A 26,625-nucleotide genomic window follows, 5' to 3' on the forward strand; every position below is an offset into this window, starting at 1 on the left:
GGAGGCGGGGACACAGCGATCGACGCTCCACGGGCGGGAAGGCAGTAATCATGGACCAGCTACTTCTGGATGACATCCAGACCCGAGGGGCGATCACGCCCCACCTGACAGCAGTTCGGCTGGGCGATGACGCTCTCACCTACGGTGAACTCGCTGATCGTGTCGACGACTACGGAAACGTGCTCGCCGAATACGGGATGTCGCCGACCTCGGCGTTCTACGCCGCCCTGATGCATTGCATGCCGTCGCTGGTGGACATCGACCCGGTGGACGCCCGGCTGCAGGTGATCGGTGAAATCCAGGCCTGGCTCGGGCGCGAACGCGGCGAGGTGGCCTCGGCCCGGCCGCGGCTCCGCGCGGTCAGCTAGGCCCCGGCACACGCATACACACGACGAGACCCGCCGAAAGGCGGGTCTCGTCGTATCTGTGGTGGTGCGATCGCGGAGGCGACGAGCCTCGAACGGTGCGCCCGTCGGCTACAGTCCGGCGAGAACGAGGACGAGCAGCAGGATCGGGCCGCCGACGACCATACTGCCGGCGCCGGTCATGATGCCGGTGATCGCGCGACCGGTGCCCTTGCGCTCGGCGGGGGCGCGGCGAACCTGTTTGACGCCGATGACACCGGAGACCACGGCGACCAGGCCGAGGATCGCGCCCAGGCCGAGAACGAGGGTCAGCGGAATCGAGATCAAACCGGTGGTCAACGCCAGCGATGCGGCCGGAGCGACAGGGCGACCACCGACGGGCCGGGTGAGATAGGGCGCCGGTGAAGGAGTGACCACCCGGACCGGTGTGGACATCGCGACCAGGGGTGACCGGTCCGCGTGCTGCAGGTCCCAGAAGTCGCCCACCGGCGGGAGTGCAGCGTGCTCGCGTGCGGGCAGTCTGGTCTCCACCCGGGTTGCCGACCGCGGCACCGGTCTCGCCGCGGTGTCGATTCTGGTCGGCGTGGGCGAGTCGGATACCGGGGCACTCGCGTCGATCCGGGTGTCGGCCGGCGTGATCGCGGCGGCGGGTAGCTCGGTGTCGTCGAGATCGTTCACGAGCGGCCACCGCGCGTGGCGCTGGGTCACCGGCGGAGCGAACGGATGGGTGGGTTGATCGGTACGCACGTACACCTCCTCGCCGCTCGGCCCCGGGTCGGAACCGCACCCGTCCGAGTGTAGGCGAGGAGGCGACGTACGCCGCGGGTCTAGTTGCCCTCTTGCTGACCGCTGCCCATGCTGATGAGCTGCTGGATGGCGTCACCGCTGAGCTTCCAGTCGCCGTCGACCTTGACGAAGCCGAGCTGGATGTCGACCGGTGCCGGCGAATGCGGGCTCTTCACGGCAACGGTTGCGGTGGCCTTGTCGCCGTCCTCGGTGACCTCTTTGACCGAGAAGGCATCCGGGGTGTAACCCGCGGCGGATGCGCCCTTGGCGAATGCCATCGCGGCCGGTTTGGTCGCCGGGTTCGTGACGTCGATGACCTTGTCGAGATCCTCGGATGAGGTGGCCGGGTCGATGGCCTGGCGGAGGGTTTCCGTCGCGTCGTCGTTGCTGAGCCCGGTGACCTCGTCGACCGCGTCACTCGCAGCGGTCTCGACCTGGCTGGCGGCGGACTCGACGGCGGTCGACACCGCGCTCGTCGCCTCGTCGACGGTGTCGGTGGACTCCGAACAGCCGGTGGCGACGAACAGTGCGGCCCCGGCGAGGGCGACGGCAGCGACGGACTTCCGGATCTTCATGCGACTCTCCTCGGTTGGGTTGCGTTCTCCGCAGTGAGCCAACACTAACTCACCACCCTCCGGAATTAATCGGACCGCGGTCCGGTTATGGTCTGTGTAACCACGACAAGGAGGCGCGACATGCAGTTCGGACTCTTCAGCGTCAGCGACATCACCGTCGACCCCACCACGGGCACGACGCCGACCGAGCACGAGCGGATCAAGGCGATCGTCGAGATCGCGAAGAAGGCCGAGGACATCGGACTCGATGTGTTCGCGTTGGGCGAGCACCACAACGAGCCCTTCTTCTCGTCGTCGCCGACCACGACCCTGGCCTACATCGCGGCGCAGACGCAGCGTCTGCAACTGAGCACCGCGACCACGCTGATCACCACGAACGACCCGGTGAAGATCGCCGAGGACTTCGCCATGCTGCAGCACCTCGCCGACGGGCGCGTCGACCTGATGCTCGGGCGGGGCAACACCGGTCCGGTGTACCCCTGGTTCGGTCAGGACATCAGGCAGGGCATTCCGCTGGCGATCGAGAACTACCATCTGCTGCACCGGCTGTGGACCGAGCACGTGGTCGACTGGGAGGGACAGTTCCGCACCCCGCTGACGTCGTTCACCTCGACCCCGCGGCCGCTCGACGACGTCGCGCCGTTCGTGTGGCACGGCTCGATCCGCAGCCCCGAGATCGCCGAGCAGGCCGCCTATTACGGCGACGGCTTCTTCGCGAACAACATCTTCTGGCCCAATGAGCACTTCCAGCGCCTGATCGACTTCTATCGCGAACGGTATGAGCACTACGGACACGGCAAGGCCCATCAGGCCATCGTCGGGCTCGGCGGGCAGTTCTTCATCCGGCCGAAGTCGCAGGACGCGGTGCGCGAGTTCCGTCCGTACTTCGACAACGCGCCGGTGTACGGACACGGGCCGTCGCTCGAGGACTTCACCTCGCAGACGCCGCTGACGGTGGGTAGCCCGGCCGAGTTCGTCGACAAGACGCTCACCTTCCGGGAGACCTTCGGCGACTACCAGCGCCAGCTGTTCCTCGTCGATCACGCCGGGCTGCCGCTCAAGACCGTTCTCGAGCAACTCGACCTGCTGGGTGAGGTGCTGCCGGACCTGCGTGCCGGATTCGCCGAAGGGCGGCCCGCGGACGTGCCCGAGGCGCCGACGCACTCCTCGCTGGTCGCTGCGCGCCGCGAATCCCAGGACAGAGTGGCCCAGGAGGGTGCAGCCGAGGAAAGTGTGGAGGTGTCGTCATGACAGCGCTGCGCATCGTCGCGGTGAATGCCGGCCTGTCCGAACCGTCGTCGACGCGACTGCTGATCGACCGGATGGTCGCGGCGGCGGCCGCACGGCTCGGTGAGGGACGCACCGAGGTCGAGATCGTCGACCTCCGTGACCTCGCCGTCGACCTCGGGCAGGCGATGACCGTCGGCTTCGCCTCGGGCGGGGCGCGGGCGGCGCTCGACGCGGTCGAGGGGGCCGATGCCCTGATCGTGGCGACGCCGGTCTTCAACGCGTCCTACAGCGGCCTGTTCAAGATGTTCTTCGATCTCGTCGACATCGAGGCGATGGCGGGCAAGCCGGTGCTGATCGGCGCGACCGGCGGCAGTCCGCGGCATTCGATGGTGCTCGACCACGCTCTGCGACCGCTGTTCGCCTACCTGCGGGCCGTCGTCCTGCCGACCGGTGTCTACGCCGCATCGGCGGACTGGGCGGGCGCCGGCGGGGACACCGCTTCGCTGAACGACCGGATCGACCGTGCCGCAGCCGAACTCGCGTCGCTCCTCACACCGCGGGGCGGTCCGGGGTCGGCGGATGCCGCCGGCGGCCGCGAGCCGTCGAACGCGCCCGCCGTCACCGACGGCCGGCAGCAGGCGTCCGAGGCCGCGGGGATCGCGAACTTCGCGAGGTTGCTCGGCACGGCGTGATCGCCTGCAGCCCTCCGTTGTCAGGGAGTGGCGCGACCGGGGGTGTTGCTGCGGGCGCGCAGCCGGGAGTGCGGCAGTGGCGGCGCGGGAAGGTGCTGGGTCGATCCGGCGTACCCGGTGACCTGCCCGAACCGTTCGCTGTGCGCCTCCCACTGCTCCCGGTAGGAGACGATCTCCTCGTGCGTGCGACCGATGAAGTTCCACCACATCACGATGTCCTCGGACAGCGGTGCGCCACCGAGGAAGACGACGCGGGCATCGGCGTCGGCGACGTTGGTCAGCGTGATCCGCCGCCCTCCCAGCCCCACGTAACCCAGCTCGGTGCGGGACAACGGTGCGGCGTCCGCCTCGGTCACCTCGACGGTCCCGGTGTCGACGAGGATGCCGTGCTCGTGTGCGGGATCGACATCGATGGCGACCGATGCGCCCGGTGCGAAGTCGAGCTGGGCGCCGGTCAGCGGGGTGAACGTGTGCACCGGCGAGCGGGTGCCGAACAGTTCGCCCAGGAAGACCCTGGCGGTGACCCCGCCGAGATCGAGCGGATCGGGCCGGTGATGCGCGAAGTCGCGTGGGGTGTCGGCCTTGTCGGCCGGCAGGGCAACCCACAGCTGCACCCCGTGCAGGGTGGTGGTGTCGGGTGTCGAGACCTCCGTGTGCGCGATGCCGTGCCCGGCGGTCATCAGGTTGATCTCGCCGGGGCGGACCATCGCGTGATTGCCCATCGTGTCCCGGTGCTCGACCTCCCCGGTGAACAGCCAGCTGACCGTCGCCAGCCCGGTGTGCGGGTGCGGCGGGACGTCCATCCCGCCACTGCTCGCGACATCGTCGGGGCCGTAATGGTCGATGAAACACCAGGCCCCGATCAGCGATCGGGACCGCTGCGGCAGAGTTCGGTGCACGGTCATCGCGCGCGGGCCGCCGAGGGGCACGTCGCGGGCGGTGAGGACGTCCATGCGGAGGTGGCCCGAACCCGAGGCGACGCCCGCGTCGGCGTGGCATTCGACCTCGACGGGGTCCGTTTCCAGATTGCTCATGACCACATTGTCCGCGACCGCGGCCCCGGCGTCTGCCGACCCGTGTGCAGCGACGCGGCCCGCCCCGATCAGACGACGGTCGGGTCCTCGAAACGCATCGTGATCCGGTCCACCGAGCTGGACATGAGAGCGTGCCGGCCCAATCGCAGGGACCGCAGTTCGTCGGCGATCGGGTGCGCGCCGAGTGTCAGACTCGCGCCACCGATCCGGGTGCGGGTCCCGCTGGTCGAGGTGAGTCGCCAGGGCGTCATCCGGGTGGTCCCGTCGAGTTGTGAGTAGGCGTGCAACACGGTGTCGGCGGTGGAGTCGGGGACCTTGATCCCCGGCTTCACGCTCAGGTCGGCGACGAGCGCTCCGTCGGCGACGAGCCGGCCGTGCTTCGTTGCCGAGGAGTGGTCCACGTCGAACTCGGCGAGCGTCTTGGGAAACCCCCAGATGCCGCGGCCTGCGGCCAGGGTGAAGTCGCCGTCGACGGGGAGTCGGTGCACGAGCGCACGCGCGTCGCCGCGCAGCAGGGAGCGCAGTGCCCGGACGGGGGAGGCCGGCGGGACCGACGGGTCCTCGACGAGGAAACACACCCCGAACTCGTTGTACGGCCCGAGGTCGCCGTCGACGTAGTCGACGAACACGAGCATGCACATCGTGCGACCCGGCCGGATGCGCAGTGGGCGGAGGGTGCCGGGCCGCGGCGACTCGGCGTCGATGGCCCGCGCGACGGCTGTCGAGTCGGCGGTGAAGCCGGCGACGAAACACCGCGCGTGCCGGATCTCGACCGGCATCGTCACCGGTGTGCCGAGGACGTCGTGGGTCGAAGGTGCGCTCACCTGTTCTCCTTCTGCGAGACGACGTGCGATCGACGGCCGGGCGGACGTCCGATCGCGTTTCTAGAACATGTTCTAGTCTTGCATGTACCGGGGGGCAATGGGCCCGCGAACCGTCGATGTCCCCAGGAATGTGGACACAACTGCATGCAGATTGGGACAGATCGCCGCTGGTGAGGTCGATGACGGGGGGTCATGTCCGAGTCGTCGGATAACGTTCGCTGAGTACACGGTCACAAAACGCTGTGTAATTGCTGAGAGTCGCCGACCGTCCGCAGCCACCGCGGTCGACGCTGATCGCGCGGACAGGTTCCGAGGGGGTGAACGCGATGACGGGAGAGTACTCGGCGGGCGGCGCATCTCTCGTCCGAGTCGGGATGGTCGACGACCATCGTTCGCCGATCTGGGGGATCGAGCGCGTACTCGACCCGATCGCCGACATCTCCCTGGTCTGCGCAGCCTCCACGGTGGACGCGGTGCTCGGCGGGATGCCGCTCGACGTCGTCCTGCTGGACCTGCGTCTCGACGACGGCACGACGCCTCGCGAGAACGTCAACGCGTTGTCCGCGGCCGGGGTCGCCACCGTCGTCTACACGTCCGGCGAGCATCCGGCGCTGCTACGGTCGGCCGCCCGGGCCGGAGCGCTCGGCGTTGTCCTCAAGTCGGCCGATGAATCGGTCATCATCGAAGCGATCCGGGCTGCGGCGCGGGGGAGGGCGGTCCTCACCACGGAGTGGGCCGCGGCCATCGACGGCGACCCCGAGCTCGCCGCGGTCGACCTGTCGCCCCAGCTGCAGAAAGTGCTGGCTCTGTACGCATCCGGGGAGACCTCGGCGCGGGTCGGCGCCGCCCTGGGTGTGTCCGCCGAGACGGTCAACGAGTACCTCAAACGAATCCGGCAGAAGTATGCGGATGCGGGGAGGCCCACGCGCACCAAGGTGGACCTGTTCAAGCGTGCCGTCGAAGACGGCTGGTTGCCGGTGCCACAACGGTATCGGCGGACGACGCGGGTGGCGTCCGAGGATTCACGCGGACGCCGACGATGAGTGGGTGCGGACCATGAGTGGGTGCGGACCACCGGCGATCGGGGTCCGTGGCGCAGAGACGGTGGCGCCCAGAGACGGTGGCGCCCAGAGACGGTGACGCGCAGAGACGGTGGCGCGTAGTGACGGTGGCGCGGTGAATACGACGCCGACCGGAGTGCAGAGGAGGGGAACGATGGGGAACCGGGTGCGGGAACAGTTCGAGCGACGCCGGGGTCCCCAGTTCTGGGTCTACCGACCAGTAGTCGGCCGACCTACCGTTGGGGCAACGATGAGAACGCGTGGAGCGTGCGGCGTCGGGGACGTGAGCGATGCGCCGATCGAAAAGGGGATGGATCAATGACGGCGACCACAGAATTCTTCACGACCGGGGTGTCGTCGGCGCCACGCCGTGCTGATGCTTCGGACATGCTGGCGCACAAGCCTGTTGCGCGACTCGCCGACTATCGGGGAAGCGGGGAGGTGGCCGCCGCGATTCCGCGCCCGAGCCTGTCCGACCGGGAGATCGAGGTCTTGCTGGCGTGGCTGGCCGCCGACTCCAAGGAGGATGCCGCGGCGCGCCTGTTCATCTCGGCGTCGACGGTCAGCACCCACCTTGCACGAATCCGTGCCAAATACACTGCGGTCGGCCGGGGAGCCCCCACCAAGACGCATCTCTTCGCGCGGGCTCTCCAGGACGGATACACCGGCCTCGACTCGTGGTGAGTTCTCGGCCGGGCGGGTCGCGTGCGGCGCGGACCGTTCGGTCGGGACGGGATCGGCGTGGTCAGCGCAGGTCGCGTTCGATACGTGGCCAGGTCTGGTACAGGTCGTCCTGCCAGTAGCCCCACGAGTGGGTGCCGGTCGGCCGGAAGTTGACGTGGACCGGGACGTTCAGGGACCGCATGCGCTGGACCATCTGCCGGGTGCAGATGTCGATCGCGACCTCGATCCCACCGCCCAGGATCGCCTGGTTGGCGAGCGTGAACCCGTCGCCCTCGATACTCGGGTCGGTCAGCTGCTCGTGGACTCCCGGCGCGCCGGTACCGGTGGTCATGTAGACCTTGCTGCCGCGGAGCTTCGCCGCATTGAGATAGGGGTCGTTGGCCCGCCAGCCGGGCCCGTCGAGGGGCCCCCACATGTTGGTCATGTCTGCCTGACCGCGGTCCTCGACCACGAGACGGATGTATTGCTGACCGGCGGGGTCGCTGGTCCGGGCGCATCCGCTGAACGCTGCGACGGATCGGTACAGCCCCGGGGCGGCAATGGCCAGATTGAGTACGGACGTCCCGGCCATGGAGATCCCGGCGATCGCGTTGACCCCTGTGGTGTCGAACGTGCCGTCGATGAGGGGCGGGAGCTCCTCGGTGAGGAACGTCTGCCATTTGTTGCGGCCGAGGGTGGGGTCGTCGCGTTGCCAGTCGGTGTAATACGAGTAGGCCCCACCGATGGGGGTGACGACGTAGGCGTGCTTGTCGGCGAAGTAGCGCTTGTAGGTGGTCCGCGCGTCCCAGGTCGCGGAGTCCTCGCCACCACCGGCACCGTTGAGGAGGTAGAGCGTCGGGGCCGGCCGGGCACGATCCCGCGGGGTGAGCACCGTGACCGGGACCGTGCGGTTCATGGCTGCGGAGTGGACGAGCAACGTCACCTGTTGTGGGTCGTCGGTGTAGGAGTCGATGACGCGGGAGCCATCCGGGGACGACGGCGGTGCAGCGGAAGCCGGTGCTCCGGTGGTGACCGCGAGACCCGCCATCACCGCGCCCACGGTCAGCAGAGCTGCGAGCAGTCTCCGACCGCCGAACAGTACGTGCCGCTGGATTCGACGACCGCTTTCGTTCACATCGCACCCACTCGTTCTCGACACGCACTCGTTCGTTGACGCATTGACCGGCTCTCCTCGGGTGGATCGTCCGCCCAGAGGAAAACGATACGAGAAGAGCGCGCCGCGCCTGTCACCTGAAGGATCGAATCTCGCCGGGTCTAGAGGGCGACCTGGGCGAGGATCGGCGTCGTCGGCTGTGGCGAGCCGCCGGCCGGCTCGATGGTCACCGCGAGCACGCTCGACCCGCTCACGTCGTTCACCACCACCGGGGCGGTGTCGTCCCCGGGGATCAGCCCGGCCGGTACGGGCCGGTCGGCGCCGCCCACCAGCCACAGTTGGTAGGTGCTGTCGGCGGGGATCGGCGTCCGCAGGTCTCGTAGGAGCGCCACGGCCTGATCGGCCGACTCGGAGGTCACCACCGCGATGGTGCCGCGATCGTCGGCGAGGGGTTCGACGCTCACCGAGGCGTCGGCAGCCGTGAGCACCCCGAGCACCTCTCGCTGCGAGTCGCTGAGGGCCGTCGAGGAGGTGGACGTCTCGGGCGCGGTGGTGCGACCGATGAGCACGCCTGCGCCGAGGGCCACCGCCACGGTCACCGCCGCCGCGGCCAGGATCGCGGTGGCACGCGCCGGGCGCGGTGCGGTGCCGCCGGACCGGTGCTGTCCGGGAGCGGAATCGCGGGGTCGCAGTTCGACCGGCGGCGGTGGCGCGAGGTCGGTCTCTCCGCTGTGATCGGGTCCGGCCGGGGCTGGGGGCTCGGGGTCTGCCGCGGCTCCGATCGGGGTCTGCGGGCCCGGATCGGCGCCCGCGGGCACATAGGCGTCCGGGGTCAGCGCGGCGCCCTCGAAGACATGGTGCAGTACCCGGTCCCGGAGTTCGGGCGGTGCGTCGAGCGCGTAGGTCGTGGCGAAGCCCGCCATCGCCGCCTGGATGTCGGTGATCTGCGCGTCGTAGACCGCGCGTTCCTGCGGCGGCAGGACGGCGAGTTCTCGCTCGACGCGGGTGGTCTCGTCGGGCGTCAGGGCGCCGACGGCGAAGAGTTCGACGTGGTCGTCGAGCCAGGCGGCCTCGCGGTCCCCGGATGGCGTATCGGGTGTGGTCATTGTGGGATCAGGCGTCCTCGTGCGTCCTCAGGCAGGTTCTCAACCGACGCAGGCCATCTCGAATCCGAGACTTGATGGTGGGCAGGGGGGTATCGGTGTGCCGGGCGACCTCCGGGTAGGTCAGGCCCCCGAAATAGGACATCTCGATGCAGCTCCGTTGCAGTTCCGTGAGCGTACCGAGACATGTTCGTAGCGTACGCGCCTCGTCGGTCTGCACAACGACCTCGAGCGGTATGTTTCGCGGGGTCTCCACCGACACCGCCCCGTACTGCGACATCCGCTGTTGCTGCAGTTCCTCCGAGCGCACGCGGTCCACGGCCCGCCGATGGGCGATGGTCATCATCCAGGTGATGACCGAACCACGTCCGGGTTGGTACTCGCCGGCCTTCTGCCAGTACTGCAGATATGCCTCCTGGACGATCTCCTCGGCGTACTGACGGTCCCGCACGACCCGGAACGCGAGTCCGTAGATCCGTGAACTCGTGCGGTCGTACAGAGCGGAGAACGCGGTCCGGTCGCCCGTCGCCGCGGCGGCCAGCAACTCCCGCAGCACCTGTGCTTCGCCCCCGCGTCCGTGGTGCGCGTCGGCGGCCGCGCTGCCATCGTCCGGTGTCACTGTTCCACGGTAACGAACACGTGGGGATTTCTCGGGTGATCGTTGATCCCGGGTAGACCGATCGCGAATTCATGGATCACGGACCTACCGGTCACCGGTTGGCGGCACGGCGGTACAGGATGAGCGAGGCAGGTATGCACACCGCCAGTATGACCAGGGCCGAACCGACCGAGTACGCGACCGCGTGGTCGGCGACCCATCCGGTGGCCTCGGGGAAGGTGGGCGGCGCCTCGTTGCCGAAGAGCTGCCGGGATGCCGTCGCCACTGCGGTGACCGGGTTCCATTCGGCGATCGCACGCAACGGTCCGGGCAGGCTCTGGGCCGAGATGAACGCGCTCGACAAGAAGGTGACCGGGAACATCCACAGGAAGCCGATGCTCTGCGCAGCTTCGACATTCGGCGCGGCGAGGCCGGTCACGGCCCCGACCCAGGCCATGGCGAGTGCGAACAGGCCGATGATGCCGAAGGCGAGGGCGGCGTCGCCGGCGCTGCCCTGGACCCGCCAGCCGATCGCGAGACCGCAGGCGACCATCACCGCAAGACCGACGATCCCCAGCAGCATGTCCGAGGTGACGCGTCCGCTGATGACGCCCAACCGGGACATCGGCAGGGACCGGAGCCGGTCGACGATACCGTCGGAGGTGTCGTTCGCCAGGCCGACGGTGGTGAACGCCGCGTTGAACACCACGGTCTGGGTGAAGATGCCCGCCATCAGGAACTCGCGGTAGGAACCCCCGCCGAACGTCGCGCCGAAGACGTAGGCGAACAGGAACACGAACATCAGCGGCTGGATGGTGGCGCTGATGAGCAGGGTCGGAATTCGCTTGACGGTGAGCAGATTTCGTTCGACCAGGACTGCGGTGTCAGTGAGCATGGAGTCGATCCGATCGGGTCGTCGGGGCGTGGGAGAGGTCGGGATCGGCGTCGGACACCTTCGGGATGACGGCGGTCTCGGCATCGGCATGGGACCCCGCCGGTGTACCGACACCGGCGTCGCTGTCGCCGTCGGTCCCGTGCGTGTCGCGCTCCGTGAGCGTCAGGAACACGTCGTCGAGCGTCGGGGTCGCGACCGTGGCGTCCACGACGTCGATGCCGACGGCGTCGAGGGCGCGGACGGCCTCGACGGCACTGCGCGTTCCGTTGTCGACGGGAATCGACCATCGGGTGCCCGTCGACCCCGGGTGGGCGGTGGCCTCGCTCTCGAGTCGTTCGGGCATGCCGAGACCGATCTCGGCCAGCGTCGTGGCGACGAGCTCGTCCTGCGGTTCCGACGATCCCGAGCGCATGTCGACCTCGACGGTGAGGATCGAACCGCCGGTGGCCGCCTTGAGATCGGCGGCACTGCCCTGGGCACGGATGGTCCCGTGGTCGATGACGGTGATCTCGTCGGCCAGTGCGTCCGCCTCCTCGAGGTACTGCGTCGTCAGCAACACCGTCGCGCCGCCCGCGACCTGTTCGGTGATGACCTCCCACATCTGGCGCCGCCCACGGGGATCCAACCCGGTGGTCGGCTCGTCGAGGATCACCAGCGACGGCCGGTTGATGAGGGCGCCGGCGAGGTCGAGCCGTCGGCGCATGCCGCCGGAGTAGGTGCGCATCGGCCGGTCGGCGGCGTCTTGGAGGGCGAGGTCGGCGATCAGCTCACGGGCACGTGTGGAGGCCTCGCCGCGCGACAGCCCGTACAGCTGCCCGACCATCCGCAGGTTCTCGAAGCCGGTCAGGTTCCCGTCGACGGCCGCGTACTGGCCGGAGACACCGATGATCTTGCGGGCCGCGCCGGGGTCGGCGATGGCGTCGACACCGTCGACCAGGACGCTGCCCTCGTCGGGCCTCATCAGGGTCGCGACCGCGCGGACGGTGGTGGTCTTGCCCGCACCGTTGGGCCCGAGCAGCGCGTGCACGGTGCCCGCGGGCACGGTCAGGTCCAGACCGTTGAGGGCGTGCACGCGACGGCCGCGGCCGAACAGGCCGGTGCGGAACGTCTTTCGCAGACCGCGCAGTTCGAGCGCGTTCCGCGCCGGTGCGGCGGCGCCGGGGGTGGTACCCGGCGTCGGGGTTGTCGTGGTCGCCTCTGCCGATGTCGTGTCAGCCATACTGTGCCGCCCCATGTGTGACCTCCCTTTCACTGTCCTGCGAACGTTCCATGGCGCGGATCAGACTGGCCGGCCGCATGTCTCGCCAGTTCTCCTCGACGTATTCGAGGCACTCGTCGTGACCCGACGGGCCGAACACCACGCGCCAGCCGTCCGGGACGGGAGCGAAGTCCGGCCACAGGGAATGCTGGTTCTCGTGGTTGACGAGGACGCGGAAGGTCCCCTCGGTGTCGTCGAACGGGTTCGTCATGATTCCTCCTCCTGTGCTGCGATTCCCGGTGTGCCCGGGCTTGTTTCGATTGCGGTCAGCCACTCGGAGACGTTCTCCGGCAGCAACATGCGTGCGTGGGTGCTGGTGGCCTCGACCTCGACGACGTGACCGGTGACCTTGTCGTGCCAGCCGGCGACGGCCGGTGGGCCGTCGTGGGCGTCCACGGTCGCGGTGACGAAGGTGAGGTCGCCGTCGAAGACCCGGGGTTGCCAGTTCCGCGCCAGCGGTGACGCGTAGCGGAACACCTCGTGCACCGTCGTGAGCGTGTCCTCGGACAGCCCGCCGAGTGCTCCGCCGGCCGCGGAGATGACCCGGAACGCATCCGCCACCGTGGGCTCGGCGGCGTCGCCGGTGCCCTTCTCGGCGATCTCGTCGGGGACGTCGAGTCCGAACTCGCGCATCAGTTCCGCGATCGACGCCTCGGTGTCGAGATCGGGGCGTTCGGCGACGACGTAGCTGTCGAGCAGGACGAGACGCTCCACGGTCTCACCGGCATCCTGCAACTGCACGGCCATCTCGTGGGCGATGAGCCCGCCCAGCGACCAGCCGAGCAGGTGGTACGGCCCCGCGGGCGAGACCGACCGCAGACGCGCGACGTACACCTCGGCGAGGTCGGCGATCGTCTGTGGGCACGGATCGCCGGCGAGCGCCGGGTGCTGCAGCCCGTACACCGCGCGGTCCGCGGGCAGGTGAGGCAGCAGGGAGGTGAAGCTCCAGGACAGACCGATTGCCGGGTGCACCACGAACAGCGGTGCGGGAGTGTCGCTTCCGGCACGGTCCGGGACGCGGCGCAGCGGCAGGAGTGTGCCGAGGCCGGATGCCGACGGCTCGTCGGTCCGGTTCGGATCCGCCCCGCCGTCGAGCAGGTCGGCGAGTTCCGCGGGACTCGGGGCCCCGAACAGCGTCTGCGCCGCGACGTGCTGCCCGGTGAGCTCGGTCAGCCTGCTCGTCACCGCGGTGGCCATCAGCGAGTTGCCGCCCAGGTCGAAGAACCCGTCGTCGGCACCGACGGCGTCGACGTCGATCTCGAGGACTTCGGCGAAGACGCGGGCGACGGTCGCCTCGGTCCCGGGAGCCGGAGCTCGGCCCGACGCGGACGCCGACGGCGTCGGCAGGGCTGCCCGGTCGAGTTTGCCGGTCGGGGTCAGCGGGATGGCGTCGAGAACGGACACGGACGCGGGCACCATGTGCCGGGGCAGGCGGCGCCCCACCCGACGTCGCAGATCGGCGGGCTCCGGATCGGATCCGCGCGTCGCGGTGACGTAGCTCCGCAGGATCGCCTGCGTCCCGGTGCCGTCGACCAGCGTGACGGCGAAGTCGACGTCGGGTTCGGCGGCCAGCGCGTCGTCGATCTCACCCAGTTCGATGCGGAACCCGCGGACCTGGACCTGGGTGTCGCTGCGGCCGACGTAGACGAGTTCGCCGTCGCCGGTCCAGCGGACCAGGTCACCCGTGCGGTACATCCGCTGACCGGCGAACCGCGGCCCGGTGACCATGGGAGCCGGGACGAACCGTACGGCGGTGAGGCCGGGTCGGCGGTGATAGCCGCGCGTGAGCTGCACGCCGGTCAGGTACAGATCGCCGGTGACGCCGGGCGGCACCGGGTGGAGCCGATCGTCGAGGACGAGCGCGCCGACGCCGTTGTTCGGCGTGCCGATCGTCAGCGGCGTGTTCGGGGTGAGCGAACGGCTGCCGGTCGTGATGATCGTGGTCTCGGTGGGGCCGTAGACGTTGATCATCGTGCGACCGGGCGACCAGCGCCGCACGAGATCGGTTCCGTAGGCCTCGCCGCCGACCGCGAGAGCGCGCAGTGACGGCACGGCGGCGGGATCCATGCTGGCGACCGCGGCGGGGGTGATGAACGCATGCGTCGCCTGTCGCGTGTTGATCACGTCGCTGAGTGCGGTACCGCCGTAGACGTGCGGTTCGACGATGGTCAGCGCCGACGAACCGGCCAGTGCGAGCAGCATCTCCAGCACCGAGGCGTCGAAACTCGGTGAGGCGAAGTGCAACACGCGGGAGGTGGGCCCGGGGGTCATCCGTTCGGCGAGTTCGTCGTGCACGGCGCGCAACCCGCTGTGCGGGACCAGGACGCCCTTGGGCTTACCGGTCGACCCCGACGTGTAGATGATGTACGCCAACTGATCCGGGCGAATCGTCGCCTCCCGCTCGGCGTCGGTGATCGGTGCCGGCGACGAGTGCTTCATGCGGGTCCGGGTCGACGCGGCGTCGAGCACCAGGGTCGGTACGTCGTTGCCGGCCGAGCTCTCCCGGATGCGTTCCCATGCCGACGAGGTCGTCACGACCAGTTGCGCGCCACTGTCGTCCAGCATGTGCGCGATGCGGTCCGCCGGATACTCCGGGTCGATCGGAACGTACGCGGCACCGGCCTTCACGATCGCCCAGATCGCCACCAGGGAATCGAGGGAGCGACTGATCGCCATCGCGACCACCGGTTCCCGGGACGACCGGACGTCGGGACCTGCGGTCCCCGGCTCGTCGTCCGGACGGGCGTGGGCCCCGACCCCGCGGCCGAGCAGCACCCGCGCCAGCCGGTTCGAACGAGCGTCGAGCTCGGCATAGGTGAGTGTCTCGGGGGCGTCGCCGTCCCCGGCGGACCCGCCGATGGCGGCGAGTCCGTTCGGGTTGCGGCGCACGGCGTCGGCGATCAGGACATCCAGCGTGGTCGGCGCCTTGCCGCGCGGACCCAGCGCAGGGGTGCGCTCGGCGACCTCGAGCGGATCCGTGATGCGGATGTCGCCGATCGCGCGTCCGGGATCGCCGAGCATCCCGCGCAGGACCCGCATCAAGCGGGTCCCCAGCAGGTGGGCGTCGTCGTGGCCGTACCGCGCGGCGTCGTAGGTGATCTGGACGGCGGCGTCGGTGTCGGCATCGGTCGCACCCAGGCCGGTGACGGTGAACTGGAGGTCGAACTTGGCTGCGAGCGAGTCGAATTCGGCGACCTCGGCGAGCAGGTCGTCGTCCATCGGGACGGCGGTCCCGGCGAGGGAGTCCGCACCTCCGACCGGAGTCGGTGCGCCGCCGGCGAAGTCGTGCACCGACAGCGCCACCTGGAAGAGCGGGTGTCGGCCGTGCGCCCGTTCGGGGTTGAGCGCGGTCACCACGTCGTCGAACGGCACGCCCCGGTGATCGAGGGCGTCGACGTCGGCATCGCGGGTCCGGCGGACGAGCGCGGCGACGGTGTCCGCGCTCCGCAGCCGGCTGCGCAGCGGCACCATGTTGACGAACATGCCGACCACGCCGCTGTAGTCGCGGTCGACTCCGGCCACCCCGGTGCGGTTGTCCACGGGACTGCCGATGACGAGGTCGTCGCCGACACCGAGACGGTGCAGCAGGATCGCGAGCGCGGTGTGCAGCACCGAGAACGGTGTCGTCGACTGCTCGCGGGCGAAGGCGGTCAGGCCCGCCCGGGTGTGCGCCGGGAGAGGCAGGCTCACCGACCGTGCGCCGGATTCGCCCTGTCCGCCCGATCGACGCTGTCCACCGGCCACCGGTTCGACCGTGCTCTCGGCGGGCGCACCCGTGAGATGTCCGGTCCAGAACTCCAGCTCCTCGGCGGCCGTGATCGCCGCTGCACTCTCGACGGCGTGATCGCGGTAGTCGAGTTCGGCGGCGGCCCAGGTCCCGATCCGGCCGGAGCGCCGTTCGCGGTAGGCCTGCGCGAGGTCGCCGACGAGGATCGGCAACGACGCGCCGTCGGCGGCGATGTGGTGTACGACGAGCATCAGTACGTGGTCGGCGCCGTGCCGGGTGCCGGCGTCGTCACCGGTACCGGGGTCGACGAGAAGCGCTGCGCGCAACGGCGCCTCGGTGGTCGGATCGATCGGCGTGGACGCGAGACGTGCGATCTCGCTCATGAGCGCGTCCGGGTTCGCGGGCACGATCGGCGTCAGCGCGCCGACGACCGCCTCGGGGTCGTCGAGCACGCGGCCGGACGGGGCGCCGTCGACGGCCTCGAAGACCGTCCGCAGGCTCGTGTGCCGCCCGACCACGTCGGCCAGGGCCCCGCGCAGCGCGTCGACATCGACCTCGCCGGACAGTCGCAGGACGAAGGGCATGAGGTACTCGGTCGACGCCGGGTCGGCCGCGGCCAATGACCACAACCGGCGCTGGACCGGCGCGAGCGGGAATGCGTCCCGGCGCTCCGGGCGGTCCGCCGAGGCGTCGGCCGCAGCGGCGGATTCCCAGTCCTCGGGCAGGCTGATGAGGTCGGCGAGGGCCTCGGCGGTCGGGTTGTCGAACACGTCCCGGACGCGCAGCCGACCATCGATCGACGCGCGGTTGATCCGGCTGACCAGCGTGGTCGCCTGCAGGGAGGTGCCGCCGAGCAGGAAGAAGTCGTCGGTGGCCCCCACCTCGTCCCGGGCGAGACCGAGCACGTCGGCGACGATCTCGACCAGCGCGGTCTCGGCGTCGGTGCGCGGGACGCGACCGGTGGACGAGATGCTGCTCGCCGAGGGCTCCGGCAGCGCCCGCCGGTCGAGCTTGCCGTTGCCGGTCAACGGGATCTCGTCCAGCACGACGATCGCGGACGGGACCATGTGGCGGGGGAGTCGACGGCGCACGGACTCGAGAACCGTTGCCGTGTCCAAGGTCTGGTGTTCCGGCGTCTCGGCGTCCGGGCTACCGCCGGACCGGGTGACGTAGCCGACCAGGGTGGCCGATGCGCTCTCACCGCGCACGACGGTGGTGGCGAAGTCGACCCCGTCGACGGCCGCCAGCGCGGCGCTCACCTCGTCGAGCTCGATGCGGAAGCCGCGGACCTTCACCTGGTTGTCGCTGCGTCCGTGGTAGATCAGCGCGCCGTCGGCGCCGCGGTGGACGATGTCGCCGGTGCGGTACATGACGGCCCCGCGACCGGTGGGTGAGGCCACGAATCGTCCGGCGGTCAGACTCCGCCGGCCGAGATAGCCGCGTGCCACTCCCGGCCCGGCGAGATAGAGCTCGCCGGGGACGTGGTCGGGCAGCGGGCGCAACCGGTGGTCGAGCACGAGCGCGGTGCACTCGTGGACCGGCGTGCCGATGGTGATCGGCTCATCCGGGTGCAGCGGGGCCGACATCGCGGCGACGATCGTCGTCTCGGTGGGTCCGTAGGAGTTGATGTAACGACGGCCGGTTCCCCAGCGCGCCACCAGCTCCGGCGTGCTCGCCTCGCCACCCACACCCAGCGTCCGGAGGTGCGGCAGGGGATGCGGCGCGGCGGCCGCGAGAGCCGACGGGGTGATGAACGCGTGGGTCACCTCGCGGTCGTCGAGGAATTCGACGAGTTCGTCGCCGCCGTAGATCGTCGTCGGGGCGACCACCATCGTCGCACCGGATTCGACCGCGAGCAGGAACTCCAGCATGGACGCGTCGAACGAGGGGGAGGCGAACAGCAGGGTGCGGTCACCGGGGCCGACCTCGTACCGTTCCCGCTGGGTCGCGGCGAACGCGGCCAGACCACGGTGGGTCACGCTGACGCCCTTGGGCTTTCCGGTGGATCCCGAGGTGTAGACGATGTACGCGATCGAATCGAGGTGGCGGGCCGGGGACGCGAACGCCGTCCGCTCGCCTGCGCACAGGTCCTGCGGGGTGAGCCACCAGATGTCGCGCGGCACATCGCGACGATGGTCGGTGCCGCTGATGCCGAGGATGGCGCCGGAGTCGGCGATCATGTGGGCGATCCGCTCGGCCGGATACCGCATGTCGACCGGCAGGGCGGCAGCGCCGGACTTGGCCACGGCCCAGGTGGCGATGACCGACTCCAGGCTGCGATCGACGGCGATCGCGATCACGTCCTCCGGACCGACCCCGAGATCTCGCAGGGATCGCGCCCAGCGGGCGGACACCCGGTCGAGTTCGGCGTAGGTGAGCGTACGGTCGCCGTCTTCGATCGCGACCTGCTCGGCGTGATCGATGACGGTGTCGGCGATGATGTCGGCGAGGTGTCTCGGCTCGACCGCGTCACCCCGGTCGGCGTCCGCATCGGCGACGTTCGCGTTGCCGGTGATGCCGGGGTGGCCGAGGGCGAGGTCGTCGAGCGGGGTGGACGGGTCCGCGACGACCGTACGCGCGAGGTCGACGAACATGCGGGCCAGTTCGGTGACACGCTCGGCGCTGTGGACGTCGGTCGCGTAGGTGAATCGTGCGCGCCCGTTGCGGATTCGCAGCTCGAGGTCGAACCGCACGCCGTCGGTCTCGATCTCCTCGGCGACGATCTCGAGGCCGGGCAGGTCCACCCGGGTGTGATCGGGTTCGAGGGTGTCGGAGACCCCCGCGTCGAAGGCGAGGGCGATCTGGAACACCGGATGACGATCTGTTCGAGGCGGATTGAGCATCGAGACGATCTGCTCGAAGGGCATGTCCGCGGCCGACAGCGCCTCGAGATCCCGGTTGCGCACCGACTCGAGGAGTGCAGCGAACCCCTTGCTCCCGTCGACCGGGGTCCGGAGGACGACCGAGTTCACGAACATGCCGACGATCTCGGCGAGGCGGGGGTCGGTGCGTCCGGCGACCGGGGTGCCGATGACGATGTCCGACGGCGTACCGGCGACGTGGACCTGCGGGTCGGCCGTCAACCGGTGCAGCAGCGCGGCGAACACCGCATGCACGCACATGAACTCGGTTGCCCGGCCGTCACCCAGCGCACTCAACCGGCTGCGCAGGTCGGCGTCGAACTCGATGTCGACGACGCCGGCGGTCCGGCTGGTTCCGGCCGGCGCATCGGGGAGGAGAATCGGTCCGACGTCGAGGCCGTCGAGATCCTGGCGCCAGCGGTCGGCCAGGTCGGTCCGGGACTCGAGGTGGTCGGCCTGCCAGCGGAGGTAGTCGCGATAGTCCAGGGCTGCCGGGATGGCGGTGAGCGTGGGCCCGTTCTCGGCGGCGGTGTGCAGTTCGGCGTACGCGTGGGTGATGTCGCGGTGCAACGGCACCATCGACCAGCCGTCGGCGGCGATGTGGTGGATGACGAGAGTCAGCTTGTGATGGGTGACGTCGCCGTCGATCCGGTGCAGAGCGACGCGCAGCGGCACGTCGACGGTGAGGTCGAACGGACGACGGGCCAGTGCCTGTGCCCGCTCCGCCCAGTCGGCCGCGGTCGTCTCGTCGACGGTCAGGTCGGTGTGGACCTCGTCGGCGGGACGAACGTCGAGGACGGGCCGTCCGTCGTGCTCGGGGTAGACCGTGCGGAGCATCTCGTGGCGCTCGACGGCGTACCGGAGTGCGCCGGCGAGGGCGGCCACGTCGAGGTCGCCGCGCAGGTCCAGCGCGAAGGCGATGGCGTAATCGGCAGTCGGCGAGCCGGTCTCGGCCTCCGGGTGGCTTCCGTCGGCATCCTGGAGGCCGGCCAGCTGGTTGAGGAACCAGAGCTGCTGCTGAGCGGGTCCGGGCTGGGCCGGGCTGTCCGGATCGTGCCGCAGATCGGGCAGTGTCCGCGCCTCGACGAGCGAGGCGTGGCCGTCGTCGGTGCCGGCGAGACGGGCGATGCCGGCGACGGTCGAATGATCGAAGACCTCGCGGACGGGGATGCGCTGCCCGGTGAGATTCTCCAGCGCGCCGACGATCTGGGTCGCCAGCAGTGAGTTGCCGCCGAGATCGAAGAAGTCGTGATCGCGCCCGATGGTGCCGGGCTCCAGCTCCAGACGCTCGGCGATGAGATCGGCGACGGCCTGCTCGATGGGGGTGCGGGGTGCGATGAACGCGACGTCGGCGCCCACCGAGGCCGGTTCGGGCGCGGGCAGGGCGCGGAGATCGACCTTGCCGATGGGAGTCGTGGGGATCTCGTCGAGTTCGATGATCGTGGACGGGATCATGTGCCGGGGCAGGCGTTGCGCCAACCGGTCGCGCACAGCCGCGGCCTGACCGTGGCCACCGTCGGTGACCGTCACGTACGACACGAGATGGGCGCGATCGCCCTCGCCGTGCGTGGTGGTGACCGCGGCGCGGACCGCGTCGTCGGCGACGAGGGCGGCGTCGATCTCGCCGAGCTCGATGCGATGGCCGCGGATCTTGGTCTGATGGTCGGCGCGCCCGCGGAACTCGAGTTCGTGGTCGGCGGTCCAGCGCACGAGGTCGCCGGTACGGTACATCCGCTCGCCGGGATCGCCGTACGGGTTGGCGATGAAACGCTTCGACGTCAGCGGCCGGACACCGTGATACCCGCGGGCGAGATGCTCGCCGGCGATGTACAACTCGCCGACCGCGCCGGGGGCGACCGGGCGCAGGCGCTCGTCCAGCACCACCGCGGAGATGCCGCGGATGGGGCGACCGATCGTCAGCGTCGTGTAATCGGGACTGATCGCCGCCGACACCGCGGCCACGACGGTGGTCTCGGTGGGACCGTATGCGTTGAACAGCTTCGGTCCGGACGACCAGGTGCGCACCACCTCGGAGTTCGGGTGTTCGCCACCGATGACGAGTGCCTCGAGGTCGGGCACGTCGTCCGGGGACATGGTCGTCAGCACCGACGGGGTGAGGAACGCGTGCGTGATCCGCGCGTCCCGCATGAGCTCGGCGAGTTCGGCGCCGCCGACGATGCCCGGCGGGACGATGTGCATCGTCGACCCGGCGGAGATCGCCATCAGGATCTCGAGCACCGACGCGTCGAAGCTCGGCGACGCCATGTGCATGGTCCGGCTGCCGGGGGTGATCCCGTACTGCGTGACCTGCTGCGCACCGAAGTCGGCGAGTCCACGATGACTGACCACCACGCCCTTCGGCGTGCCGGTGGTGCCGGATGTGTAGATCAGGTAGGCGGGCTGGTCGACGTCGAGGACGCCTCGGCGGTCCGAATCCGTCACGGCCGCCGAGGATCCGGCGTCGATGCGGGTGCGGGTGTCCGGGTCGTCGAGCACGACGGTGGTGACCTCACCCCCGGCGCGGGGATCGGATGCGCGATCGGTGACGAGCAGCCGCGCTCCCGAGTCGGTCAGCATGTGTTCGATGCGGCCCGCCGGGTAGGCGGGGTCGATCGGGACCCAGGCGGCTCCGGTGCGGGCGATCGCCCACATCGTCGTCATCCATTCGACACCGCGCGGAAGAGCCACGGCCACATGACGTTCGGGGCCGGCGCCGCCGTCGATGAGCAACCGCGCCAACCGGTTCGACCCCGTGTCGAGTTCGCGGTAGGTCAACGATCGCGTGCCGTCGGTGACCGCGATACGGTGCGTCGAGGACTCCGCGGCCGCCGACAGCAGCCGGGTCAGGTGCTCGACCGGGCGGCGGCCGTCGCCGACGGCCGGCACGAGGTCGAGACGCTCGTGCAGGTCGAGAACGGGGAGATCGCCGACGGGTGCGTTCGGGTCGGCGGTCGCCGCCTCCAGCATCCGGATCAGTCGCGAGCCGAGCCCGGTCACCGTGCCCCGGTCGAAGAGTGCGGTGGCGTAGCCGATCTCGAGGGTCAGCCCGGTCGGTTCGCCGCTCGCCCCGCGCACCTCGGTGAAGGTGAACTGCAGGTCGAAGGTGGTGCGGCCGGTGTCCACGCGGGACGCGGTCGCCGCGAGTCCGGCGAAGTCGAGGCGGATCGCGGAGCGGTCCTCCAGGGCCAGCGACACCTGGAAGAACGGGTGGACGTTGCCCGACCGGACCGGGTTCAGCTCCGTCACGAGCCGGTCGAACGGCATGTCGGCGTTGTCGAACGCGTTCAGGTCGGTGTCCCGGACGCGGGCCACCAGATCGCCGAACGGCATGTCCTTGTCGACGTCGGTGCGCAACGCGAGCGTGTTGACGAACATGCCGACGAGGTCGTCGAGATCGGCATCGCCGCGGCCGGACACCGGTGTGCCCACGAGGACGTCCGAGGACTGCGCGAGGGAACGCAGCAGGAGCGCCACCGACGCATGGAGCACCATGAACACCGTGGCGTCGGCGTCGGTGGCGATGGTCCGGATCGCGGTATAGGTGTCGGCGTCGATCGTCGAGGTCACCGAGGAGCCGGATCGGCCGGTGACCTCGGAGTCCCGGCCCCGCGGCCGGTCCAGGGGCAGTTCGGTCTCACCCGGCGCGCCGGCGAGGGTGTCCCGCCAGAAGTCGAGTTCGGCTGCGGCGTGGGGACTCTCGTCGAGCCAGGCATGCCGGACGGCGCTGGTCTGCGAGTAGCTGACCGGCAGCTCCGCCCAGGTGGGTTCGGTCCCGTCGCGTCGGGCTTTGTAGGCGGTGGCCAGGTCGCCGGCGAGTGGGGCAAGCGACCAGCCGTCGGCCGCGATGTGGTGGACGACCATCGTCAGCCGGTGATCGTCGTCGTCGGTCCGGACCAGGCGTGCACGAACGGGGATCTCGGTGGCCAGGTCGAAGGGCCGCGAGGCGAAGTCGCGGTCAGGGCACTGCGCGACGTCGGCGGCGGCGAGAACCGGGAGGTCGACGTCGACCTCGCCCGGGTCGGTGGCGGAGATGCAGGCCACGCCGTCGATCTCGGCGACGACGCTGCGCAGCGGCTCGTGTCGTCGGACCACGTCGACGAGTGCCGCGCGGAGGGCGTCGGTGTCGAGTGCCCCGACGAACCGGACGGTGAACGGCATGTTGTAGGTCGCCGAGGACGCCGGGTCCAGACGGGTCGCCAGCCACAGGCGGTGCTGGGCGGGGGACAGCGGCACGGCCCCGGACGCGGTCCGGCCCGCGGTCTCGTCGACGCCCGCGGTACCCGCGGCGGCCAGGGTGTCGGTGTCGACGCCGAGGTCGTCGATGGTCGCGACGATGCCGGCGAGGTCGTCGGCATCGAACACGGTGCGGATCCCGATCCGGTGGCCGGTGGCCCGGGAGAGCCGCGACGCCATCCGAGTCGCGGACAGCGACGTCCCGCCGATCTCGAAGAAGTTGTCGCTCAGGGAGACCGAGGCCGTCTCGGCGTCCGCGGAACTGCCCGACGAGCGGTCGGCCGCGTCCTCGTCCTGCAGGTCCAGCACGTCGGCGACGGTGGTCACGACGAGACGCTCGAGCGGGGTGCGGGCGGCGACGAACTCGCGGTGGGTCCGCAGATCCGGCCGGGGGAGGGCGCGCCGGTCGAGCTTGCCGTTGGCGGTGGTGGGCAACGAGCCGAGGACCATGATCGCGGTGGGGATCATGTGATCGGAAAGCGCGGTGCGGAGTTCGGCGCGCAGGTCACGGTCGGCGAGCCCGGTTCCCGTGACGTAGCCGACGATCGTGGCCTCACCGGCGATGAGATCGTCGCGGATCACCACACCGGCCGCGGTGACGTGGTCGAGGCCGCTGAGCGTCGATTCGATCTCACCGAGCTCGACGCGCTGGCCGCGGATCTTGACCTGGGAGTCGGTGCGGCCGAGGTACTCCAGCTCGCCGGTGGCGTTCAGGCGGACGAGATCGCCGGTGCGATAAAGACGTTCACCCGGCGCCGCGGGCGAGGCGACGAACCGCGACGAGGTCAGGTCCGCGCGGGAGCGGTACCCGCGGGCCAGCTGGACACCGCCGAGATAGAGCTCGCCGATCGCGCCGGGCGGTTGCGGCCGCAGGCGGTGATCGAGCACGTGGACGCTGGTGTTCCACACCGGGGAGCCGATGGGGATGACCGGGAGATCGGCGCGGCAGTCGTCGTGATGGGTGACGTCGACCGCGGCCTCGGTGGGACCGTAGAGGTTGTGGATCGGTGCGGCGGTCAGCGTCGCCGAGGCGCCGACCGTCGAGGGCGTCAGTGCCTCACCGCTGGTGAAGATCCGGCGCAGACTCGTCAGCGCCGACGCGTCGTCGGTGTCGAGCGCCGCGGTGAAGGCGGCCAGCATCGACGGGACGAAATGCACGGTGGTGACCCGATGTTCGGCGATAACATCGCGCAGGTACCACGGATCACGGTGCCCGTCGGCGGTCGGCACTACGAGCGCGGCGCCGGTCGTGAACGGCCAGAAGAACTCCCACACCGACACGTCGAAGGTGGCCGGGGTCTTCTGCAGCACGCGGTCGTCGGTGGCGAGGTCATACCGGGACTGCATCCACGCAAGGCGGTTGACGATGGCGCGGTGGGTGATGACCACGCCCTTCGGCTTTCCGGTGGACCCGGACGTGAACAGCACGTAGGCGGCCGTGTCGGGGCCCGGGGGCGTCGGCGCGGCCGCGTCGGGATCGTCGTCGGCGCGCAGTTCGGCGAGCACCGATTCGGTGATGACGAGGTCGGGCGAGGCCACCTCGAGGATGTGACCGAGCCGGTCGGCCGGCTCGGCCGGGTCGATCGGCAGGAACGCCGCGCCGGCCCGGACGACGCCGTGCAACGACACGACCTGGTCTGTGCTGCGGGGCAGCTGAACGCCGACGACGCTCTCGGGGCCGATCCCGCGACGCGCGAGTGCGGAGGCGATCTGCGTTGCCGCGCGGGCGAACTCGCGATGGGTGAGCGAGCGGTCGTCCTGCGCGTCGGTGATCGCGGTCTCGTCGGGGTGGGCCCGGGCCGCGTCGTCGAGCAGGTCGACGAGGGTGGTGTCGCCGTGGTCGACCCGCTCCCCGGTCATGCGCTCGGGGAGTTCGGTGCGTTCGGCGTCGGTGAGAACATGCAGGTCCGACACCCTGGTCTCGACCGGCGCTCCGACGAAGGCGGTGACGAAGTCGACCAGGCGCCGGTGATGGGTGGTGATCTCGTCGGCCGGGTAGATGTTGGGGTTCGCCTCGAGGTCGAGGGTCATCCCACCGTCGAGACTGTCGTAGACGTTCACCGACAGGTCCTCGATCGGACCCGTGGACAGCACGTGCAATTCGCCCTTCAGCGGACCGAAGTCGATGTGCTGGAAGAACAGCATGACGTTGACCAGCGGGCCGAAGAATCCTCGTCGGGCACCGGCCGCACCGAGGATCTGCGAGGTGATGTCCTCGTGCCGGAACTTCTGATGGCGGACGGCGACCTTGATCTCCGAGTTCGCCGACGTCAACAGATCGGCCAGGGTGGCCGTGTCGTCGTCGAGCGCGATGCGCAGGGGGATGACGTTCGACGTCAGGCCCGCCGAGGTGCGGAGGACATCGCGATCGCGGGCGGCGACCGGCAGGCTCAGCATCGCCTCGTCGCGGTCGGTGTAGCGCGCGACGTAGGCGGCGACGGCGGCAGTGATGACCGAGGCGGGCCGGACCCGGTGCGTGCGGCCGAGTTCGCGGATGCGCGCGACGAGCGTGTCGTCGAGCACCGCCGAGCGGACGTCCGACAGCGGCGCCGCCGAGGCCGAAAGGCTGGTGAGAGTGGTCATCTCGGGCATATCGGCCAGGTGTGCCGCCCAGTGCTCGCGGTCCTCGACGAACTTCGCCGACGCGCGGTATTCGCGGTCGAACTCGGCGATGTCGACCATCGACGCGGTGTCCGCGATCGGGGGCGGGGTCCCGTTCACGATCGCGGTGTAGTGCGAGGCGACGCGCAGCATCATGTACATCGCCGCGTAGCCGTCGAAGCCGATGTGGTGACCGTGGCAGTACCAGATCGAGTGTCCGGGACCGATTTTCAGCAGATGGGTCTCCAGGATGCGGTCTTCGAACACGTCCGAGCTCGCGCTTCGCCTGCGGTCGATCCAGGCCAGCGCGGCCGCGCGCGGGTCGTCGGCATCGGAGAAGTCCTGCCGCCCGAGTATCACTCCCTGCGACCGGTCGAGCACCATCATCGGCTCGCCGTCGTCGGTCGGGATCAGGCGGAGCAGGGGGGCCTCGGTCTCGCGCTCGGTCAGGGTGACCGCCCGCTGCATGATGTCCGGATCGACGTCGACGAGGGGGTCGTCACCGTTCTCGGCCTGTGGACCCGAGGTGTCGCCGCGGAACTCGACGTACGCGTCGATGGTCATCGGCACGTCCGGCTCGAGCTGCTGTGCGTAGAAGATGCCGCGCTGTGCGGCGGTCATCGGGATCGTCAGGCCGGTGTCGATGTCGGTAGCAACGGTGTTCCGGACCGCGTCGTCTGTGGTCACGCGTGCCTCCCCTGTGAGTGCGCCCGCACGGCAGCGTCGAACCCGGATCGAGCGTGGGGATTCGAACTCCGGTCCACGAACTCGGGGCGGGTGGCCCGGAGTCGAGGACTTGCCGTCAGGCCCGCGGTTGTCGGACTGAGCTGCGGAGCCGGGAGGCATGGTGATCGTTCGGCTCACGATCGGCAGCCGAGATTTCCCCCGGTGCTGACACGCCCCCCGTGTTTCGCTCCCTCCCGACGCGCTCTCGTGGCTCGCCGGGCGGGCTTGTAATCTGGTCGATCTCGTCTCATGGGTGCTTCGCGTGGAGGTACACCCCAG

At 70.0% G+C, this 26,625-nt stretch carries 16 protein-coding genes; 5 read left to right on the forward strand and 11 right to left on the reverse strand.

The annotated features are described in order from the left end of the window. Window positions 1–50: 50 nt before the first annotated feature. Window positions 51–368, forward strand: a complete 318-nt coding sequence (locus tag ABIC25_RS18585) for a hypothetical protein (protein ID WP_004020534.1) — start codon at window positions 51–53, stop codon at window positions 366–368. Window positions 369–476: 108 nt separating this feature from the next. On the opposite strand, the gene ABIC25_RS18590 is transcribed toward ABIC25_RS18585, so the two are convergent. Then, complete coding sequence (locus ABIC25_RS18590) at window positions 477–1,112, reverse strand: MFS transporter (protein WP_354562628.1); 636 nt, start codon at window positions 1,110–1,112, stop codon at window positions 477–479. 80 nt (window positions 1,113–1,192) lie between these two features. Next, entirely contained in the window at window positions 1,193–1,726 is a 534-nt protein-coding gene (locus ABIC25_RS18595; protein ID WP_101821601.1) for an MTB12 C-terminal domain-containing protein, read from the reverse strand. A 120-nt stretch (window positions 1,727–1,846) separates the two neighbouring features. Here ABIC25_RS18595 and ABIC25_RS18600 point away from each other — a divergent pair, with 120 nt between their 5' ends. Beyond that, a complete protein-coding gene (locus ABIC25_RS18600) occupies window positions 1,847–2,977 on the forward strand; it encodes an LLM class flavin-dependent oxidoreductase (RefSeq protein ID WP_064569435.1) in 1,131 nt (376 codons plus the stop codon). Next, window positions 2,974–3,648, forward strand: a complete 675-nt coding sequence (locus tag ABIC25_RS18605; protein WP_354562629.1) for a CE1759 family FMN reductase — start codon at window positions 2,974–2,976, stop codon at window positions 3,646–3,648. Before ABIC25_RS18600 ends, ABIC25_RS18605 begins: the two co-directional genes overlap by 4 nt. 20 nt (window positions 3,649–3,668) lie before the next feature. Here the strand turns inward: ABIC25_RS18605 and ABIC25_RS18610 are convergent, their stop codons facing one another. Both ABIC25_RS18610 and ABIC25_RS18615 read right to left on the reverse strand, forming a co-directional pair. After that, window positions 3,669–4,682: a pirin family protein gene (locus ABIC25_RS18610; protein WP_354562630.1), complete on the reverse strand. Its 1,014-nt coding sequence runs from the start codon at window positions 4,680–4,682 to the stop codon at window positions 3,669–3,671. 68 nt (window positions 4,683–4,750) lie between these two features. Further along, window positions 4,751–5,506: an acetoacetate decarboxylase family protein gene (locus tag ABIC25_RS18615; RefSeq protein WP_101821593.1), complete on the reverse strand. Its 756-nt coding sequence runs from the start codon at window positions 5,504–5,506 to the stop codon at window positions 4,751–4,753. Between the two features lie 326 nt (window positions 5,507–5,832). Here ABIC25_RS18615 and ABIC25_RS18620 point away from each other — a divergent pair, with 326 nt between their 5' ends. After that, window positions 5,833–6,549 (forward strand): helix-turn-helix transcriptional regulator, encoded by a 717-nt coding sequence (locus ABIC25_RS18620; RefSeq protein ID WP_033204103.1) that lies wholly within the window; start codon window positions 5,833–5,835, stop codon window positions 6,547–6,549. A gap of 336 nt (window positions 6,550–6,885) precedes the next feature. Next, entirely contained in the window at window positions 6,886–7,251 is a 366-nt protein-coding gene (locus ABIC25_RS18625) for a response regulator transcription factor (protein ID WP_101821591.1), read from the forward strand. 61 nt (window positions 7,252–7,312) lie between these two features. Here the strand turns inward: ABIC25_RS18625 and ABIC25_RS18630 are convergent, their stop codons facing one another. The 7 genes from ABIC25_RS18630 to ABIC25_RS18660 all read right to left on the reverse strand — a co-directional run bounded on the left by ABIC25_RS18630 (window position 7,313) and on the right by ABIC25_RS18660 (window position 26,307). Beyond that, window positions 7,313–8,365, reverse strand: a complete 1,053-nt coding sequence (locus ABIC25_RS18630; RefSeq protein ID WP_435529103.1) for an alpha/beta hydrolase — start codon at window positions 8,363–8,365, stop codon at window positions 7,313–7,315. Between the two features lie 140 nt (window positions 8,366–8,505). Further along, complete coding sequence (locus ABIC25_RS18635; protein ID WP_354562632.1) at window positions 8,506–9,450, reverse strand: anti-sigma factor; 945 nt, start codon at window positions 9,448–9,450, stop codon at window positions 8,506–8,508. 7 nt (window positions 9,451–9,457) lie between these two features. Further along, the gene (gene sigK / locus ABIC25_RS18640) at window positions 9,458–10,066 is read right to left on the reverse strand and encodes an ECF RNA polymerase sigma factor SigK (protein ID WP_004020523.1); all 609 of its coding nucleotides are present in this window, start codon (window positions 10,064–10,066) and stop codon (window positions 9,458–9,460) included. Window positions 10,067–10,157: 91 nt separating this feature from the next. Continuing rightward, window positions 10,158–10,940, reverse strand: a complete 783-nt coding sequence (locus tag ABIC25_RS18645) for an ABC transporter permease (protein ID WP_004020522.1) — start codon at window positions 10,938–10,940, stop codon at window positions 10,158–10,160. Next, the gene (locus tag ABIC25_RS18650) at window positions 10,930–12,174 is read right to left on the reverse strand and encodes an ABC transporter ATP-binding protein (protein ID WP_064569430.1); all 1,245 of its coding nucleotides are present in this window, start codon (window positions 12,172–12,174) and stop codon (window positions 10,930–10,932) included. The genes ABIC25_RS18645 and ABIC25_RS18650 overlap by 11 nt, the downstream gene beginning before the upstream one ends. Continuing rightward, window positions 12,152–12,409 carry an MbtH family protein gene (locus ABIC25_RS18655; protein ID WP_004020520.1) on the reverse strand — a complete coding sequence of 86 codons (258 nt, stop codon included), beginning with the start codon at window positions 12,407–12,409 and terminating at the stop codon, window positions 12,152–12,154. The genes ABIC25_RS18650 and ABIC25_RS18655 overlap by 23 nt, the downstream gene beginning before the upstream one ends. Beyond that, window positions 12,406–26,307 carry a non-ribosomal peptide synthetase gene (locus ABIC25_RS18660; protein ID WP_354562633.1) on the reverse strand — a complete coding sequence of 4,634 codons (13,902 nt, stop codon included), beginning with the start codon at window positions 26,305–26,307 and terminating at the stop codon, window positions 12,406–12,408. Before ABIC25_RS18660 ends, ABIC25_RS18655 begins: the two co-directional genes overlap by 4 nt. Window positions 26,308–26,625: the final 318 nt, after the last annotated feature.

Source organism: Gordonia sp. PvP123 (genome assembly GCF_040547295.1).
In the GTDB taxonomy this organism is placed as follows: Bacteria; Actinomycetota; Actinomycetes; order Mycobacteriales; family Mycobacteriaceae; genus Gordonia; species Gordonia terrae.

Coding starts and splice junctions, on each gene's coding strand:
- ABIC25_RS18585 (WP_004020534.1), top strand. CDS start 51: ATGGACCAGCTACTTCTGGATGACATCCAGACCCGAGGGGCGATCACG.
- ABIC25_RS18595 (WP_101821601.1), bottom strand. CDS start 1,726: ATGAAGATCCGGAAGTCCGTCGCTGCCGTCGCCCTCGCCGGGGCCGCA.
- ABIC25_RS18600 (WP_064569435.1), top strand. CDS start 1,847: ATGCAGTTCGGACTCTTCAGCGTCAGCGACATCACCGTCGACCCCACC.
- ABIC25_RS18605 (WP_354562629.1), top strand. CDS start 2,974: ATGACAGCGCTGCGCATCGTCGCGGTGAATGCCGGCCTGTCCGAACCG.
- ABIC25_RS18610 (WP_354562630.1), bottom strand. CDS start 4,682: ATGAGCAATCTGGAAACGGACCCCGTCGAGGTCGAATGCCACGCCGAC.
- ABIC25_RS18620 (WP_033204103.1), top strand. CDS start 5,833: ATGACGGGAGAGTACTCGGCGGGCGGCGCATCTCTCGTCCGAGTCGGG.
- ABIC25_RS18625 (WP_101821591.1), top strand. CDS start 6,886: ATGACGGCGACCACAGAATTCTTCACGACCGGGGTGTCGTCGGCGCCA.
- ABIC25_RS18635 (WP_354562632.1), bottom strand. CDS start 9,450: ATGACCACACCCGATACGCCATCCGGGGACCGCGAGGCCGCCTGGCTC.
- ABIC25_RS18645 (WP_004020522.1), bottom strand. CDS start 10,940: ATGCTCACTGACACCGCAGTCCTGGTCGAACGAAATCTGCTCACCGTC.
- ABIC25_RS18650 (WP_064569430.1), bottom strand. CDS start 12,174: ATGGGGCGGCACAGTATGGCTGACACGACATCGGCAGAGGCGACCACG.
- ABIC25_RS18655 (WP_004020520.1), bottom strand. CDS start 12,409: ATGACGAACCCGTTCGACGACACCGAGGGGACCTTCCGCGTCCTCGTC.